Genomic DNA, 15,110 nt, shown 5'->3' on the forward strand with positions numbered 1-15,110 from the left:
CTGGGCTGGACGCTCGCTGCCTCGTCATCGCTGGTGTCACAACCGAACGGTTTTGACACAAGGCGGAACAGCAGCTTACGTCACCTTGACGCCTGAAAGCAGACCGAGAACTAACCACCCATTAGCGGACATTTACGAACCTCCTGAACGACCAGCAGCCTTCGTGCGAACCTGAATGACAGTGAATCATAGGCGATGCGTTGCCAATGCGGCGATCGAGCAGCATTCTCATCAATACTTAGGAGAGCCTGCGTGAGAATGATGCTTGTGGCCGGCGCGGCGATCTTGCTGGCGAGTTGTGCGATCGAACGCGTTGGTCCTCCCGGTGTAACTTTGACCCGACCAATCCGAGTGAAGGCGCAAGACGTGCAGGTGTTTAACGCGGCGGCGGACGTGAAACGTCATTTCACCGTGGTTGATGAGATCTGGGTCAAGGACGATGGCCAGACCCTTCCTCGCGTGTTGGAACGCCAGTTGCGCGAATTGGCCGGCGTACGCGGCGCCAACGCCATCATAACGGATCCTCTGAACCGTCAGCTGAATGGCACTCGAATAGATCTCAGACCCACGCTCGACGATCCGTTCGAATATTTCAGCGCGACTGCAATCTGGATCGGTGAAGGCGACCAACCCGAAAAGCGATTGGGCACTCCGCAGCATCGCTAGCCTTGTGTAACAGAACTGTCATTGCAGCTTCCACACATAAAAATTATGACTTCGGACTGGCGATCGACCAGACCACTCCGAACGGATCCACCAAACGTCCAAATCCACCGAAAGGCAGTTGTTGCCACGGTGTCATGATGCGACAACCAGCCGCCTGGCCGCGTTCCATCCAGGCGCCGCCGTCTGGAACAGCAAGATGCATCGCGATGCTGCGGGTCGGTTGAAAGACGTGCGCGGGATCTGGGTGAAAGTCTGTGAGATATACCGGACCACCATTGATACGAACCTCCGCGTGCCGCAGTCGCCCGTCCTCCTCGAAAGCCATGATTTTCTCGGCTACGAATGCTCGGCCCCAAAACTCGATCGCCTCACCTGCCCGACCGGCAAGCGATATATAGGGGACAACACGGGTTGACTCTTGCTCACTGGTCATGGCTCTGGTTCTCCATTCGTAGTTCGAGATAGCGGCGAAGATGGCCCAGGCTGGCGCGTGCGCCGTGGCTGCCGCCCTCAGCCTTGGCGATAATCAGCGCGCCCTGGATTGCCGCTTGGATGTGAACCGCCAAATCAGGGGCCTCGCCACTTGCAGTCCCCAACGCTTGGGCGAGGTCGGACTCTAGCGTCTTTGCGTGATCCAAAATTGAAGCAGCGCACGCGCTCGCGAGATCCGGGTGCGTCTTATGGACTTCTTGGAGGAGCGTGCCCGCATAGCAAGTGTAGCTGGCCACTGGTCCGTCGAGCAGAGCGATACGAAAGTCGACGTACGCGAGCACGCGCGCGGCCGGGCTTCCTGCAAGGCGATAACCACAGGCGCCGAAGACCGCTTCTGCCTGCGCACTCCAGTAACCGACAGCCTCGCGCGCGCACGCTTCCTTGTTCGGAAAATGGTGAAAGAAGCTGCCCTTCGTGACGCCGGCGGCCGCGGCGAGATCGTCGACGCGCATGGTGGCGTAGCCCTTCGCGCGGACAGCATCGATCGCCGCTGAAAGAAGCTCGCCCCGTCTATTCTGCCTCGCCATAACCCACCATACCCAGAAGTATGCCCCTGCATACCTCTGGGTATGGTTTCGTCAAGTGCCTGTCTGGGCTGGCCGGTATCGTGATCAGCTAGCCCAGGTTGCTGTGTCGGCGATGGCCTCGATATCGCCGCACTCAGTTATGCCGCCTCCTGATCAAGCCAGGGCGCCAGTACGACGGCATCGTTGCTGGCCTTCGCCACCTTCTCGGCAAAGCGCTCGGCCCGCTGAGCCTTGAGCGCTGGGATGTAGCCAGCGTCGGGCCTCAGCTCACAAATCCGCCGCAAGACGCGATCTTCGACGGCATCAACCTCGGCCCGTTCATCGAACAAGCGGCGCCAGCGCACGAGCAGCAGGCATGCCGTTACGACGTCACCCTCACAGATATCGATGACCAGATCCCACTGCTGCTGTCGATCAGCTTGGTGACCATGAACGGCGCCGCGGTGATCTTTGCCGGGATATCGAGGGCAGCAGCATATTCAGCCTGGTGCAGCGGCTTCATCTTGAATCCCCCGCTCGTCACCCTCGCAAAATCAACATGTGGTGCGCGACCGTCGCCACCGAATGCCATCCAGCGCCACGCTGGCGGTAAGGTCATGCTGTGACGTAAGACCGCACCCAGCAACACCGGCAAATCGTGCATAGCGCCGCCCCACGAAACGAGCTCACAGCCGGTTGGCGCATCGGCAAGTGCCTTCAGCACGTCGGCGACAATCGCCCGCTCGTCGTGATGTGGCGCGGAGAAGGTTTCGAACGTGGCGACGTCGAGATTGCCGTCGTCGTGCTCGATCATCATCATCACGGACGCGGTGACGATACTCTGGAAAATCCAGCGCGGCGTCTTGAGCGGATCTTCGCTGCGCTGATAGCCCCGACGCGACAGGGCGTCGTCGACGGGCGGGGACCAGCGCTCCATCTGCTGATAGCGCTGGTGTCCGGTCTCATCGAGCACGGCCGATTCAAGGTCAATCAGGATGTAGCTGCGCGGACGTACCGGCGCACTGGGGGCTTCGAACTTCATTTTCGCTCTCCGTATCATTGATGCAGTTGGGAAGGCGGGCGGGAACCATGCCCGCCCGTTGATCGTCAGCCGAAGCGGGTGATCGGCAGGATCGGCGCTTCAGGCTCGATCCATTCAGCGCCGCGGGTCACGCGACGATTGGTGGTGAGCAGCTCGTTGCCCAACCTTGCCGCGGTCACCCGGATGCGCTTCATCGCGCGCCGCCTCCCCTGTTGGAGACAGGTCGGCGTGCCCGGCAAGCGCACCAGCGATCCCCGACGGTCCGCCATGAAGAATTCATCTCCGCGCTCATTGACGAGGACGATTGGTTGGTTGGCGTCGACCGAATAGGGGATCACGTCATTGAGGATGTCGACGGTCAGCAGCTCACGATAGACCAGCGCCAGCGAGACGGGCTCCTTTGCATGGATGCTTGTCCAGGCACTGTAGATGAGGTCCTTCCCAACCAGCTGACCGATGCGCGCCAGTTCGTTGCCGACCTCGAAATCGATTGGCGAGCCTGCGCAAAAGGCGAGACAGTTGTTGGCCGGCCGGTCGGCTGGCCAACCCATTTCGCGACGGATAGCGCGCATGAACTTCTGCTGCTGCAGTGGTGAGTTGCTCATTTGTTCCACGATCTTTCCTTTCAGTTTCGGCCTGTTGGCCCGAGCTTTTTTCCCGTCACTCACGGCGCTCACTCCCTTCATTTCCAGCTCCCTTCAGTTGAGGATCCGCGGGCTGTGCCGCGCGGAGACGGCGACCAGGGCCTCGATCGCGCGGCGCAGCCGACGGACCGAGCGTGTGTTGCGGAACAGCCGCAGCAGCATCTTTTCGGCGGCTGCCTCCAGCCGGGGCATGGCGTGAGGCGGCAGGCCGCAGTCACGGGCGATGTCGCGCCACAGCGCGGCAAGCACGATCTCGGCATGCTCAGAGCCAGGGCCCCGGACCTCGATGATATCCACCCGCGACAGGAGCGGGGGGGGCAGACCGTCGAGCCGGTTCGCGGTCAGAACCCAGTTCACGTGCCTAAGGTCGATCTCGGCCGCGAGGCAGCCGTCGAAGTAGCGGGCCGCCGTCGATTGTTCGAGCATACCGAGCAAACTGGCGACCGGATCGCCCAGGTTGCCCACGCAGGCCTTTTCCACCTCGTCGATGACAACGACGGGATTAGCGGTGCCGGTGCGCGTCATCACCATTGCTGGAAAGCACGGCTGCGTATGCCGGAATCCGCGCGGATTGCCGGCGAGCTCGGCGTTGCTGTCGACGCCGGCAAACGATAGCACCGCATCGCCGCAGCCCGACAGCGCACCAAGTCGCCGCGCCAGATGGGTCTTGCCGGCACCCGGCGGTCCGACCAGCAGCATTGGTCGCAGCGATAGCCATGGACGACCCGCCCACAGGCTCATCGCAGTCTGATCGGCGATCCGGTCGATCGCCGATGCCATCCACGGTGCTTCCGTGCGCAAGGTCGCGGCGATGCGCGGTTCGTGCCCGTGCCGAGCTGGCACCAGCGCCGAAGCGCCAGCCAGCGGGAGGTGCGTGGTCAGCACATCGTATAGTGCGCTGATCGATGGCATGAACTGGCTATCCTCGAACCCGTCCGAGGGGATCGAGCGACATGGGCGGACATGCGGCTTGCCGTTCACCAGCGACATCACAGCCGCACCTGCGCTTCCGGCGTGGCCAACCACGCAGCGGTGGCCGTGACAAGCGCGGTGTCCTCAGGCTTTCGCTGGAGCCAAAGCCGCCACGTAGCTTTGACCCGGGCGGCGAGATGCTCGCAGATCGCACCATGATGGCTGGTGCGATGCGCGTCGTTTAACTCGACGCGGGTCATCGCCACAAACTGCAGGTCGTGCGCATGAGCGACCGCGTCGAACGACTTCGCTTTGCTGCCGCCATAGGACATCGCCACGTCCTCGACCTCGCCGGTAAAGGCGCGCTCAAGCTCACGCAGCAGCTTCGCTCCCGCCAGTCCGTCGCGCGCGGTCTCGGCAGCGGCGATCAGCGAGGGGACGAGGATGGTCTCCGCCTGCCATACTAACAGCCGCGTCGGTCGCCCTGCCAAGTCGTCAGCGAGCCATACCAACGTGTCGGCGGGGTTGTCGGTGACAGCCGTGCTGTGTGCTTCGAGCGTAAAGCTGAACGCCTGGAAGCGGTGGCGGACATGCAGCGTGGCGGCGCCCACCAGCAAGGTGCGCGCCGGGATCTGGCCCATGGCCGGCTGGCTTAACCACGCGGTGGCGAGCACAGTAGTATCAGTGAAAGACATGATCTTGGTCCCTTGAAACGAGACCGGCCCGGTCATCGCGGGGATGACCGGGCCGGCAGGATTGATGGAAAGAGGTTGGGATCGTCAGGAGGTGGCGAAGGCGCGTTCCTCCTCTTGTCGTTTGAGGCGGTTGGTCACCCGTCTCAGCGCCGCCGTGATGTCCGCGACCATTGCGCGCGGGCGCGCCCAAGTCGTCAGCTGACAGTCGACGAATGGCTGCAGGTGAGACAATTCGGGGGTTGCCTCAATGTGCTGAGCGAGAGCGGCAAGCGGCCGGGTGACCAGCGTCTCGTCACCCGAGCGACCCGCGATCCACGCAAGGTAGAGGCACAGCGTCGCCACGGCATCCTCCATCACGTAAAGCCGGATGCGCTCGTGCTCACCGGTGGCCCACAGTGCGCCGACTTGGGAACCGTGGACATCGGTTTTGACCGGGATGCCGATCTGGTCACAGATCGACGATAGCGACACCTTGCGGCCGTAGCTGGCGTACAGGTCCGCGAGGTCGGCGTGCTCGCCGCCGAAGCGATTGGAGGCCGCGTGATCGGCCAGCGCGGGCAAGTCCCACAGTTGCAGGCGCTGCGCCGCGAGCCGCAGGACAAGGGCATCGAACTGACGTCCGTTGAACGTTGTCACAATCTCGGCTGCTGCCATGCGCCGATCGGCTTCGCGGATCATCGCCGCCTCGTCCGTGGTCCCCGGCATAGCCACCATCGCGTCGATGTCGAACGTCCAGCCACCGGCGCTCTGCCTGGCTTCCGCGAAGCCGACCGCCACCGGTTGGTGCGTCGGCCACGGTGGGAACTGGTCGTCGGCCATTGGTGGTGTGATGGTCTCGATATCATATGCCAGAACGGCGTGCGGCGCGCGCGCACGATCTGGCTGGCGCATTGCATTCCGCATGCTTCACCTCATCATTTGGAGCGCGGGCTGACGCCCGCGGGATCGATCAAGGCAAGCTCGAGGCCTCGGTGCAACAAGCACCTTTTCCTCTCACTCACCCTGATCAAAACCCTGCTCGCCAGATGGCTTTTCCACAGCGGATTTAAAAAAAAGGGGGGCCATGGAGGTGTCTAGGACGAATGGGCTGTCGTTGAGGTGACCCGGCCGGTCGCCCGACGCCGTCACAGTCCTAACGAAGTTTAACGCGACCATGCCACCGCCTAGGGCCAGATATGGCTGCATCGTCGCCGGCCGGTCGGTCCTGAGGACCCACTAGCAGCCAAACGGCCGGACAAACTGCGGTCGCGACCGAGCTATGGCGATTGCAGCGGGACGCGTAATAGGCAAACAGCAGTCAAATAGTGAACCCAGTTGGTATCAGATCTTGATTGATGACTTGCGCGTGGCACGACGAGATGCGGGCTGGTCGCAACGGACCTTGGCCGGTCGTATTGGCGCTGATGCGCAAACCATTAAACGGCTCGAAAAGGGCGTTGGGTCGGTGACCACGCTGACCGCGGCGATGGCCGCTCTAGATTTTCGAATGTCTGGCTTAGGGCCCGGCAAAAATCTCGCTGAACAGTTGAGCGGCATACGGCGGCGGCGTCGAATGTCTGTCCTGCAAGTTGCACAGAAAACTGGGTTGTCTCCGAACACAATCGCTAGCCTCGAGCGAGGCGGAGGAACGGTCGATAGCCTGCTTCGTCTTTTGTCGACTCTCGCGCCCAAAGCTCGACGACGTGCGCCCGAGCGTGCCTATTGGGGCGACGGCGACAAACAGGATCGTGATAGCCGATTTACGCCATCCGAATTCATGGCTGGCATCTACGAAGCGTTTGGCGCAATCGATATCGATCCGTGTGCCAATCTCCTCAGTCCCGTAATTGCGCACCACCGGATCCTGTTGAGTGAAGGCGGTGACGGGTTGTCCGACGACTGGTTCGGCAGACTTGCCTTTGTAAATCCACCTTTCTCCGAACTGCTTAAGTGGCTTCGCCGTGCTCACGATCAGTGGCGAGCGGGCAATGTCGAAACCGTGGTCTGTCTGGTCCCGGTCAGAACCGACTCCTCCTGGTTTCACGAAACTTTGAGCGCTGATGCAGACATATTTCTCCTGCAAGGACGCGTCCGCTTTTTGAATTCGCATGGTACAGGACAGCACACACCATTTTCGTTGATGGTTCTGACGCTCGGTGCCACCGCCGAGCAAAGGGAACTCTACGCAACATTGACCCGAGGTTTTTGGCTGCAGCGATAGGCTCCGCCTTTTCAGCGATTTGATTAAGGACACGTCGCTGATCGAATTTTCGCCGGGTGCTACTATGACCGCGCTTGGGCCGAAGGCTGTCAGTCGGCTTTCGGCCAAATAGTGCGAGAAGCGGACCTCAATCACTCCGGGGCGTGCACGTCGCCATCCGAGATTGCTTCGATGATACGGCAGTCCGCAACGCGCCCGCCGTCGCAAGCCTCGGTCACCCGACACAGTTCATCGCGCAGCGTCATGAGGCGCACAATACGGTCTTCCACGGTCGCAAGATGAGTTCGCGCGATTGTGCCGACATCGGCACAACTGCGATCGGGGTCGCTAGAGAGCGCAATTAGCGAGCGGATCTCGCCGACCGCGAAGCCCAACGCGCGGGCGTGACGGATAAAGCCAAGGCGGCGGACGTCATCCTCGCGATAGGTCCGACGGTTCGAGTCAGTTCGTGCCGCCTGGGGCATCAGGCCGATGTCCTCATAGAAACGGATCGTGTTGACCTTTGCTCCGGTGCGCTTTGCCAGATCACCGATCATCAACATCCCATCGCCTCCTTCGATAAAAAGCGCTTGCTTCTACAGTGACTGTAGATCGTAGGGCCGGGTGGTGAGTGCAAGCGAAACCTTGTCGTGCGAATGCACGGGCGATACCGGGCGTGCGGAACGCGACCCAGCGTATCGGCGCGCGCTCTGGATCGTCATCATCCTCAATCTTGGTTTCGGCTTGGCGGAGGTAGCGGGAGGGTTCCTCGCGGACAGTCAGGCGCTCAAGGCTGATTCGCTCGACTTCATCGGCGACGGCTCGATCTCGCTGCTCGGCCTGGTCGCGCTAGGCTGGACAACGCACGCACGATCGCGTGTCGCGCTGCTGCAGGGCGTGTTCCTCGGCAATCTGGGCATCGGCGTGATCGCTTTCGCCGCGTGGCGCGCGGTGCATGCGGTGGCGCCGGAAGCTGCGCTTATGGGCGGGATCGGAGTGATGGCGCTGCTCGTGAATGTGACCGCAGCTTACGTGCTGTCGCGCTATCGCGAGGGCGACGCGAACGTTCAAGCGATTTGGCTGTTCAGCCGGAACGATGCGATCGCGAGCCTAGCTGTCATCGTCGCGGCGGTCCTCGTCGGCTACACGAGTAGTGCTTGGCCCGACCTTGTCGTGGCGGGCGTCATTGCGCTCCTGTTTCTCCATTCGGCGTGGTCGATCATTCGTGGCGCACTGGCGGAAGCTCAAAAGTCATGAGGGGCCATATTATTCTTCCCGTTCTTGTGGTCGCACTGGCGACGGTGACGAGTGCCGGGTTAGCCGTTGCTCAAACGCCCGCGCCGGGCTCGGTCCTGACGCTCGAAGAGGCGATTTCGGCGGGGCAAGCCTCGTCGCCGACCAGCGTGGCGGCCGCAGCGGGGCGCGACGTCGTCGAGGCACAGCGTCGCCTGGCGCGCCTGCGTCCCAATCCGTCGCTCGATGTCGTCGCTGAAAATGTCGGTGGCTCGGGCGCATATCGTGGTTTGGACGTGACCGAGACGACGCTTAGCCTAGCGGTACCAATCGAGCGCGGTGGCAAACGATCGGCGCGAATCGCGGTCGCCGAAGCGCAAGGCGGACGGGCGCAGCTAGGGGCTGTGGTCGCGGCGGCCGACCTGCGACTGACCGTGACACAGGCGTATAACGAAGCGATTGCGGCCGTGCGGCGTGTCGCCAACGCACGCCAGCAAGTCGGTATTGCCGCTGAAGGCTTGCGGGTGGCGCGTGCCCGCGTCCGCGCCGGACGCGCGTCTCCGCTCGAAGAGCAGCGCGCCGATCTTGCGCGCATCAACGCCGAGGGTGCCGCAGAGCGCGCACAACGAACGGCAGAGGCCGCGTCCCTGAGGCTTAGCGGCTTGACCCGGACTGCACCTGCAACACTCGATCAAGACTGGTTCTCGCGCATCGGCGATATCGGCCCCGAGCGGCCCATATATGCAGAAGGCACGTTGGCGGCTGTCGCTGCCGGAACCGACGTCGCCATTGCGGATGCGCAAGTTCGGCTCGCCCGATCCCAGCGCGTGCCCGACGTCACGGTCAGCGCGGGTGTACGCCGCCTCAATGCGACGAACGACGTTGCCGGCGTGTTCGGCATTTCGGTTCCGCTGCCCTTGTTCAGCAGCGGTCGGGCAGGTGTCGATGTCGCATCAGCCCAGCGCGCCCAACTCGACGCACTGCGGCGGGTAGCGGTTCTCGACGCTGAACGGCAGATCCTCGCGGCGCGCGCGGAGCTCGGCAATGCCGCGACGACTGCGCGGGCCGCGACCGGGCCGGCGCTCGTCACCGCGATCGAGGCAGCGCGCATCGCGCGGATCGGTTACCGTGAGGGTAAGTTCGGGCAGCTCGACCTGCTCGAGGCGGAACGCGCGCTTGCCGAAACGCGTGCGAGCGCCATCGACGCTTTAGCCGCCTTGCACGATGCTCGGGCTCGGCTCGAACGGCTGACGACCACGGCACCGTCGCCGTCGCCGTCGCCTCGCCGTCCCCGATGAAGGACCCACGATAATGAGGAGCCGATTGCACATTCTGCCAGCAATGCTGCTTGGTTTCGTGTTGGCCGGATGCGGACAAAGCGCGCCCAGCAAGCCGGATGAAGCGGCAGGCATGGCGGGTATGGAAGGGATGCCGAAGGGTGAAGCCGGAAAGCCTGCCGACAAGGATGCAGTCACGCTCACCACCCAGCAGATTACCGATGCGGGCATCGAGGTCGGGCGCCCGACTGTCGGCGGTGTTCAGGCCGCGCTTGAGGTGCCCGCTCTGATCGAAGGCGACCCCCAAGGCGTGCAGGTCGTATCGGCAACGATCGGCGGCCGCGTCGTCGCACTGACCCGCAACCTTGGCGAGCCAGTGCAGCGCGGCGGCACGCTCGCTATCCTTGAAAGCCGTGAAGCTGCGTCGCTCAACGCCGAGATCGAAGCGGCACGGGCACGGTCGACGCTGGCACAAAGCAATCTACGTCGGGAGCAACGGCTGTTCGCAGAGCGTGTCACGCCCGAGCAGGACCTGATCGCGGCGCGGACCGCCGCGATCGAGGCTAATATCGCGGTCAGGCTTGCGCAACAGCAGCTGGCCGCGACCGGCGGCGGCGGCGGGGCGCTCAATCGCGTCGCGATCCGCGCGCCGATCTCGGGGCAGGTCATCGCCCGCGCGGCGACGCTGGGTCAGACCGTCGCGGCAGATAGCGAGCTCTACCGGGTCGCCAATCTCGGCAGGGTGACGATCATGGCGTCGGTGTCTGCGACCGACGCAGGACGTGTCCGCTCGGGGACGAGCGTCGAGGTCACCGCCATCGGTCGCCGCCAGACTGGCCGTGTTACCTTCGTGTCGCCCGTGCTCGACGCCGGTACCCGTCTGGTCCAAATCATCGCCAGCCTCGACAACCGCGGCGGGCAATGGCGGGTCGGGGAACCGGTCAGCGCGACTTTCCAGCTCGCCGGAGCCGGCGGCAGCGGTATCGCGGTGCCGTCGACCGCCGTGCAATCGCTCGAGAACAAGTCCGTCGTCTTCGTACGCACCCCGAACGGTTTCCGCGCGGTTCGGGTGACGACCGGACGCCGCAACGGCGATCTCGTGCTCATCACGACCGGACTCACCGGACAGGAGCGGATCGCCACGACCAACTCGTTCACGCTCAAAGCCGAGCTCGGCAAGGGCGGCGAGATGGAAATGTAACCGGTGATTGCGCGGCTAGTCACCTTCTCCGTCGAGCGCCGTTGGCTCGTTCTGCTCCTCACCGTGATTGCCGCGCTGACCGGCATCTTTGCGCTCCAGCGCCTGCCGATCGACGCCGTTCCCGACATTACGAACAACCAGGTCCAGGTGAACGTCCTCGCGCCGTCGCTGTCGCCCGAACAGATCGAACGGCAGGTTTCGTTCACGATCGAGACGTCGCTTGCGGGCATACCGGGGCTTGAATTCACCAGGTCGCTGAACCGCAATGGCTTTGCCCAGATCACGGCGGTTTTCTCGGATTCGACGGACATCTATTTCGCCAGAGCTCAGGTCACCGAGCGGATGCGCATGGCTGAAGAGCGCCTGCCCAAGGGCGTGATGCCCCAGATGGGGCCGATAGCCACTGGCCTCGGCGATATATTCATGTGGACCGTCGAGTACCGCGAACTCAACCGGGTCAAGCACCGTGACGGCGAACCGGGGCTGCAACGAGACGGCAGCTACATCACGCCCGAGGGCGAGCACCTCGTCAGTGAAGCGGACAAAGCGACGTATCTTCATACCGTGCAGGAGTGGATCGTCGCACCACAGTTGCGCGGGACGCCGGGTGTCGCCGGGGTCGACTCGCTCGGCGGTTACGACCGCCAGTATCTCGTCACGCCCGACATGCAGCGCCTCGCCGCCCTGCGCCTGACGATCCAGGATCTGGCGACCGCACTCGAACGCAGCAACACCAGCATCGGCGCGGGCACCGTCGATCTAAACGGCGCAGGGCTGTTCGTCCGTTCGGACGCACGCGTCAGGACGGCCGACGAACTCGCGCGCACCGTAATCGCCTCGCGTGAGGGCGTGCCCATCCTGCTCAATCAGGTCGCGGCAGTAACCACCGGGCAGGGCATTCGCACCGGCTCGGCGTCAGAGAATGGCCATGAGGTCGTCGTCGGCACTGCCGTCATGCGCATTCGCGAGAACAGCCGCACCGTAGCAACGGCGGTCAACGAAAGGCTCACGGTGATTGGTCGATCGCTGCCGACCGATGTCGTCGTCAAGCCCGTTCTCGACCGTACCGAGCTGGTCAACGCAACCGTCTCCACCGTCGCGCGCAACCTCGCGGAAGGCGCGATACTAGTCATCGTCGTGCTGTTCGCGCTGCTTGGGAACTTCCGCGCTGCGTTGATCGCGGCACTCGTCATCCCGGTCACCATGCTGCTTACCGCCACCGGCATGCTCCGCGCGGGCGTGTCGGCCAACCTCATGAGTCTGGGCGCGCTCGACTTCGGCCTGATAGTCGACGGTGCCGTCATCATCGTCGAGAATGCGCTGCGGCGGCTCGGCGAACGCCAGCACGCACTGGGCACGCAACTGCCGCTCAAGGAGCGCCTCGCCGTCGTCGCGGCGTCGGCGCGCGAAATGATCCGCCCCTCGGTTTACGGGCAGGCGATTATCATCCTCGTCTACACACCTCTGCTCACCTTCTCGGGCGTCGAAGGCAAGATGTTCGAGCCTATGGCGCTGACCGTCATCATTGCGCTGCTGTTCGCGTTCGTTTTGTCAGTAACCTTCGTGCCCGCCGCGATCGCCGCGTTCCTTGGCAGCCGCGTCGACGAGAAGGAAAGTCGGATCATTACCGCGATCAAACGCCGGTATGAGCCGGGCCTCGATGTCGCGATGCGAAAGCCGAGCCTGACCATTGGTGGCGCGATCGGTGCCACGGTCCTGGCGGCGCTAGCGTTCACGACACTGGGTCAGGAATTCCTGCCCCAGCTCGACGAAGGCGACATCCTCGTTCAGGCGTGGCGACCGCCGGGGACCTCGGTTCAGCAGAGCCAGCAGATGCAGTTCGCGGTCGAGAAAGCGATCTCGCGCGAGCCCGAAGTGCGCTACGCATTCTCGCGCACAGGCACGTCCGAAATCGCTTCCGATCCGATGCCGCCGAACGCGACCGACACGTTCATCATGCTGAGGCCGCGTGCCGAGTGGCCCAACCCGGGCATGCCCAAGAGCGAACTTGTCGAGAGGATCGAAGCCAAGGTCACCAAGATCCCCGGCAACGCGTACGAGTTTACGCAGCCGATCCAGATGCGCTTCAACGAGCTGATTGCCGGCGTGCGCGGCGACATCGCGGCGAAGGTATTCGGCGATGACTTCGCGACGATGAATGCGACCGCAATGCGTATCGCCGAAGTAATGCGAAAGGTCCGCGGCGCGGCTGACGTGCGGGTCGAGCAAACCGAAGGCCTGCCGCTTCTCGACATTCGACCCAACCGCGACGCGATGGCGCGTGTCGGCGTGACCGCAGGCGACGTGCAGGACCTGGTGTCGGCGACGATCGGCGGACGCGAGGCCGGTATGATCTTCGAGGGGGACCGGCGCTTCCCAGTCGTGATTCGCCTAGCCAACACGTCAAGGTCGGACATGCAGGCACTTGGCCAGCTGCCGGTGCCGACGGCGAGTGGCACTTTCGTGCCGCTCGCCAGCGTCGCCGACATTGCGATCGGCGATGGTCCCAACCAAATCAGCCGCGAGAACGGCAAGCGTCGCGTGGTTGTTCAGGCGAACGTGCGCGGCCGCGACGTCGCGGGGGTGGTCGCCGACGCGCAAGCCGCGATCGATAAGCAGGTGGTGCTGTCGCCAGGCACCTATCTGCAATGGGGCGGTCAGTTCGAGAACCTAGCTACGGCTCGTGCGCGGCTGACGATCGTCGTTCCGATCTGCTTCGCCGTCATCATGCTGCTGCTTTACGGCGCGCTGGGCTCGGTACGCGACGCGGCGCTCGTATTTACCGGCGTCCCTCTCGCGCTGGTTGGCGGCATACTCGCGCTCGTCCTGCGCGGCATGCCGTTCTCGATCTCGGCGGCGGTCGGATTTATCGCACTGTCAGGGGTCGCCGTCCTCAACGGGCTCGTGATGGTCAGCTCGATACAGGTCCTCATGCGTCAAGGCATGGCGCGCGCGCAGGCAGCGCGCGAAGGCGCGCTCATTCGACTGCGGCCCGTCGCGATGACCGCCCTCGTCGCATCGCTCGGCTTCGTGCCGATGGCGCTCGGTCACGGAGCAGGTGCCGAGGTCCAGAAGCCGCTCGCTACGGTCGTGATCGGCGGCCTGATCTCGGCGACTTTGCTGACGCTGTTCGTCCTGCCGACGCTCTACGCTCGGTTCGGGAGCGTTTCGAGAAAGCTGGCGAAGCAAGACGACGATAGCCAGGCCCACCCTCAGAAAGAATATGCCTGATGCCGCACGATCATGTCCACGACCACGGTGCTGGGGGCACGCAGGACACGGCCATGCTCCTGCCAGCTTCGGGCGCGCGTTCGCGATCGGCATTGCGCTCAATCTCGGTTTCGTCTGCATCGAGGCGACCTACGGCCTCATCAGCGGCTCGATGGCGTTGCTCGCTGACGCCGGCCATAATCTCAGCGACGTCGCGGGTCTGCTGATCGCTTGGGGTGCGGCGACGCTTGCGCGCCGCCGACCGAGCGGTCGCTATACCTATGGGCTACGAAGCTCGTCGATCCTGGCCGCGCTCGCAAACGCGGTTCTGCTGCTTGTTGCGATCAGCGTCATCGCGATCGAGGCAATACGTCGGTTTGCTGAGCCCAGTCCGGTCGCGGGGACGACGGTGATGATCGTCGCGGGCATCGGCATATTGGTCAACACCGCCACCGCACTGTTGTTCATGCGCGGTCGCAAGGGCGACCTGAATATCCGCGGCGCGTTCCTGCACATGGCGGCAGACGCCGCCGTCTCGGCGGGCGTCGTGCTCGCCGACCTCGCGATCGTGCTGACGGGTCGAACTTGGATCGACCCCGTAACCAGCCTCGTCATCGTCGCAGTTGTTGCGTTCGGAACGTGGGGTCTGCTGCGCGATTCGGTCAATCTAAGCCTTCAGGCAGCGCCATCGGGTCTCGACCCCGCAGACATCGACGCGTTCCTGCGCGAGCAATCCGGCGTGACCAATGTTCACGACCTGCACGTTTGGCCGCTCAGCACCACGGAGACGGCGCTGACGGTCCATCTACTCGTTCCCGGAGGCTACCCGGGTGATGCCTTCGTTGCAGGGCTGGCGCAAGCGCTGGAGCATCGGTTCGCTATTCACCATGCAACGATCCAGGTTGAGACGGATGCAGCCGTGACTTGTGCCCTAGAGCCTAGCAGCGTGGTCTGAGCGGCCCCGCGAGCGGTGACTGACCGTATGTAGACGGACGCTTTGCCGAACGGGCGATTTTCCGCAACAGGCGGTTGCGATCATCCGGTCAGCTCTCA

Annotated in this window: 16 protein-coding genes; 7 read left to right on the forward strand and 9 right to left on the reverse strand. The window is 63.6% G+C overall.

The features are described 5' to 3' along the window. The first annotated feature begins 366 nt into the window (after positions 1–366). On the forward strand, positions 367–666 hold the full coding sequence (locus ACM9ME_RS14495) for a hypothetical protein (RefSeq protein ID WP_415644176.1): 300 nt from the start codon (positions 367–369) through the stop codon (positions 664–666). Between the two features lie 43 nt (positions 667–709). On the opposite strand, the gene ACM9ME_RS14500 is transcribed toward ACM9ME_RS14495, so the two are convergent. From ACM9ME_RS14500 to ACM9ME_RS14535, 8 genes are all read right to left on the reverse strand, one after another. After that, positions 710–1,099 carry a VOC family protein gene (locus ACM9ME_RS14500; RefSeq protein WP_415644177.1) on the reverse strand — a complete coding sequence of 130 codons (390 nt, stop codon included), beginning with the start codon at positions 1,097–1,099 and terminating at the stop codon, positions 710–712. Next, a complete protein-coding gene (locus tag ACM9ME_RS14505) occupies positions 1,089–1,685 on the reverse strand; it encodes a TetR/AcrR family transcriptional regulator (protein WP_415644178.1) in 597 nt (198 codons plus the stop codon). Before ACM9ME_RS14505 ends, ACM9ME_RS14500 begins: the two co-directional genes overlap by 11 nt. A gap of 137 nt (positions 1,686–1,822) precedes the next feature. Continuing rightward, positions 1,823–2,029, reverse strand: a complete 207-nt coding sequence (locus ACM9ME_RS14510; protein WP_415644179.1) for a hypothetical protein — start codon at positions 2,027–2,029, stop codon at positions 1,823–1,825. 17 nt (positions 2,030–2,046) lie between these two features. After that, the gene (locus ACM9ME_RS14515) at positions 2,047–2,706 is read right to left on the reverse strand and encodes a 3'-5' exonuclease family protein (protein WP_415644180.1); all 660 of its coding nucleotides are present in this window, start codon (positions 2,704–2,706) and stop codon (positions 2,047–2,049) included. Positions 2,707–2,771: 65 nt separating this feature from the next. Continuing rightward, entirely contained in the window at positions 2,772–3,392 is a 621-nt protein-coding gene (locus ACM9ME_RS14520; RefSeq protein ID WP_415644181.1) for a hypothetical protein, read from the reverse strand. Between the two features lie 12 nt (positions 3,393–3,404). Next, entirely contained in the window at positions 3,405–4,340 is a 936-nt protein-coding gene (locus tag ACM9ME_RS14525) for an AAA family ATPase (protein WP_415644182.1), read from the reverse strand. Next, positions 4,340–4,957, reverse strand: coding sequence for a hypothetical protein (locus ACM9ME_RS14530; protein ID WP_415644183.1), 618 nt, complete (start codon positions 4,955–4,957; stop codon positions 4,340–4,342). The genes ACM9ME_RS14525 and ACM9ME_RS14530 overlap by 1 nt, the downstream gene beginning before the upstream one ends. Positions 4,958–5,041: 84 nt before the next feature. Next, positions 5,042–5,776, reverse strand: a complete 735-nt coding sequence (locus ACM9ME_RS14535) for a ribonuclease H-like domain-containing protein (RefSeq protein ID WP_415644184.1) — start codon at positions 5,774–5,776, stop codon at positions 5,042–5,044. Positions 5,777–6,215: 439 nt separating this feature from the next. Here ACM9ME_RS14535 and ACM9ME_RS14540 point away from each other — a divergent pair, with 439 nt between their 5' ends. Then, positions 6,216–7,157, forward strand: coding sequence for a DNA N-6-adenine-methyltransferase (locus tag ACM9ME_RS14540; RefSeq protein WP_415644185.1), 942 nt, complete (start codon positions 6,216–6,218; stop codon positions 7,155–7,157). Positions 7,158–7,288: 131 nt separating this feature from the next. Here the strand turns inward: ACM9ME_RS14540 and ACM9ME_RS14545 are convergent, their stop codons facing one another. Next, positions 7,289–7,693, reverse strand: a complete 405-nt coding sequence (locus ACM9ME_RS14545; RefSeq protein WP_462933488.1) for a MerR family transcriptional regulator — start codon at positions 7,691–7,693, stop codon at positions 7,289–7,291. Between the two features lie 70 nt (positions 7,694–7,763). On the opposite strand from ACM9ME_RS14545, the gene ACM9ME_RS14550 reads away from it, so the two are divergent. Genes ACM9ME_RS14550 through ACM9ME_RS14570 form a run of 5 tightly spaced genes read left to right on the forward strand, consistent with a single transcriptional unit; the run spans position 7,764 to position 15,012 of the window. Beyond that, positions 7,764–8,393 carry a cation efflux transmembrane domain-containing protein gene (locus ACM9ME_RS14550; protein WP_415644187.1) on the forward strand — a complete coding sequence of 210 codons (630 nt, stop codon included), beginning with the start codon at positions 7,764–7,766 and terminating at the stop codon, positions 8,391–8,393. Next, on the forward strand, positions 8,390–9,667 hold the full coding sequence (locus ACM9ME_RS14555) for a TolC family protein (RefSeq protein WP_415644188.1): 1,278 nt from the start codon (positions 8,390–8,392) through the stop codon (positions 9,665–9,667). Before ACM9ME_RS14550 ends, ACM9ME_RS14555 begins: the two co-directional genes overlap by 4 nt. A gap of 13 nt (positions 9,668–9,680) precedes the next feature. After that, positions 9,681–10,847: an efflux RND transporter periplasmic adaptor subunit gene (locus ACM9ME_RS14560; RefSeq protein WP_415644189.1), complete on the forward strand. Its 1,167-nt coding sequence runs from the start codon at positions 9,681–9,683 to the stop codon at positions 10,845–10,847. A 3-nt stretch (positions 10,848–10,850) separates the two neighbouring features. Further along, positions 10,851–14,078: an efflux RND transporter permease subunit gene (locus tag ACM9ME_RS14565; RefSeq protein ID WP_415644190.1), complete on the forward strand. Its 3,228-nt coding sequence runs from the start codon at positions 10,851–10,853 to the stop codon at positions 14,076–14,078. Further along, positions 14,071–15,012 carry a cation diffusion facilitator family transporter gene (locus ACM9ME_RS14570; RefSeq protein WP_415644191.1) on the forward strand — a complete coding sequence of 314 codons (942 nt, stop codon included), beginning with the start codon at positions 14,071–14,073 and terminating at the stop codon, positions 15,010–15,012. Before ACM9ME_RS14565 ends, ACM9ME_RS14570 begins: the two co-directional genes overlap by 8 nt. Positions 15,013–15,110: the final 98 nt, after the last annotated feature.

Origin of the sequence: Sphingomonas antarctica, from assembly GCF_965137005.1 — a bacterium.
Lineage (GTDB): Bacteria > Pseudomonadota > Alphaproteobacteria > Sphingomonadales > Sphingomonadaceae > Sphingomonas_O > Sphingomonas_O antarctica.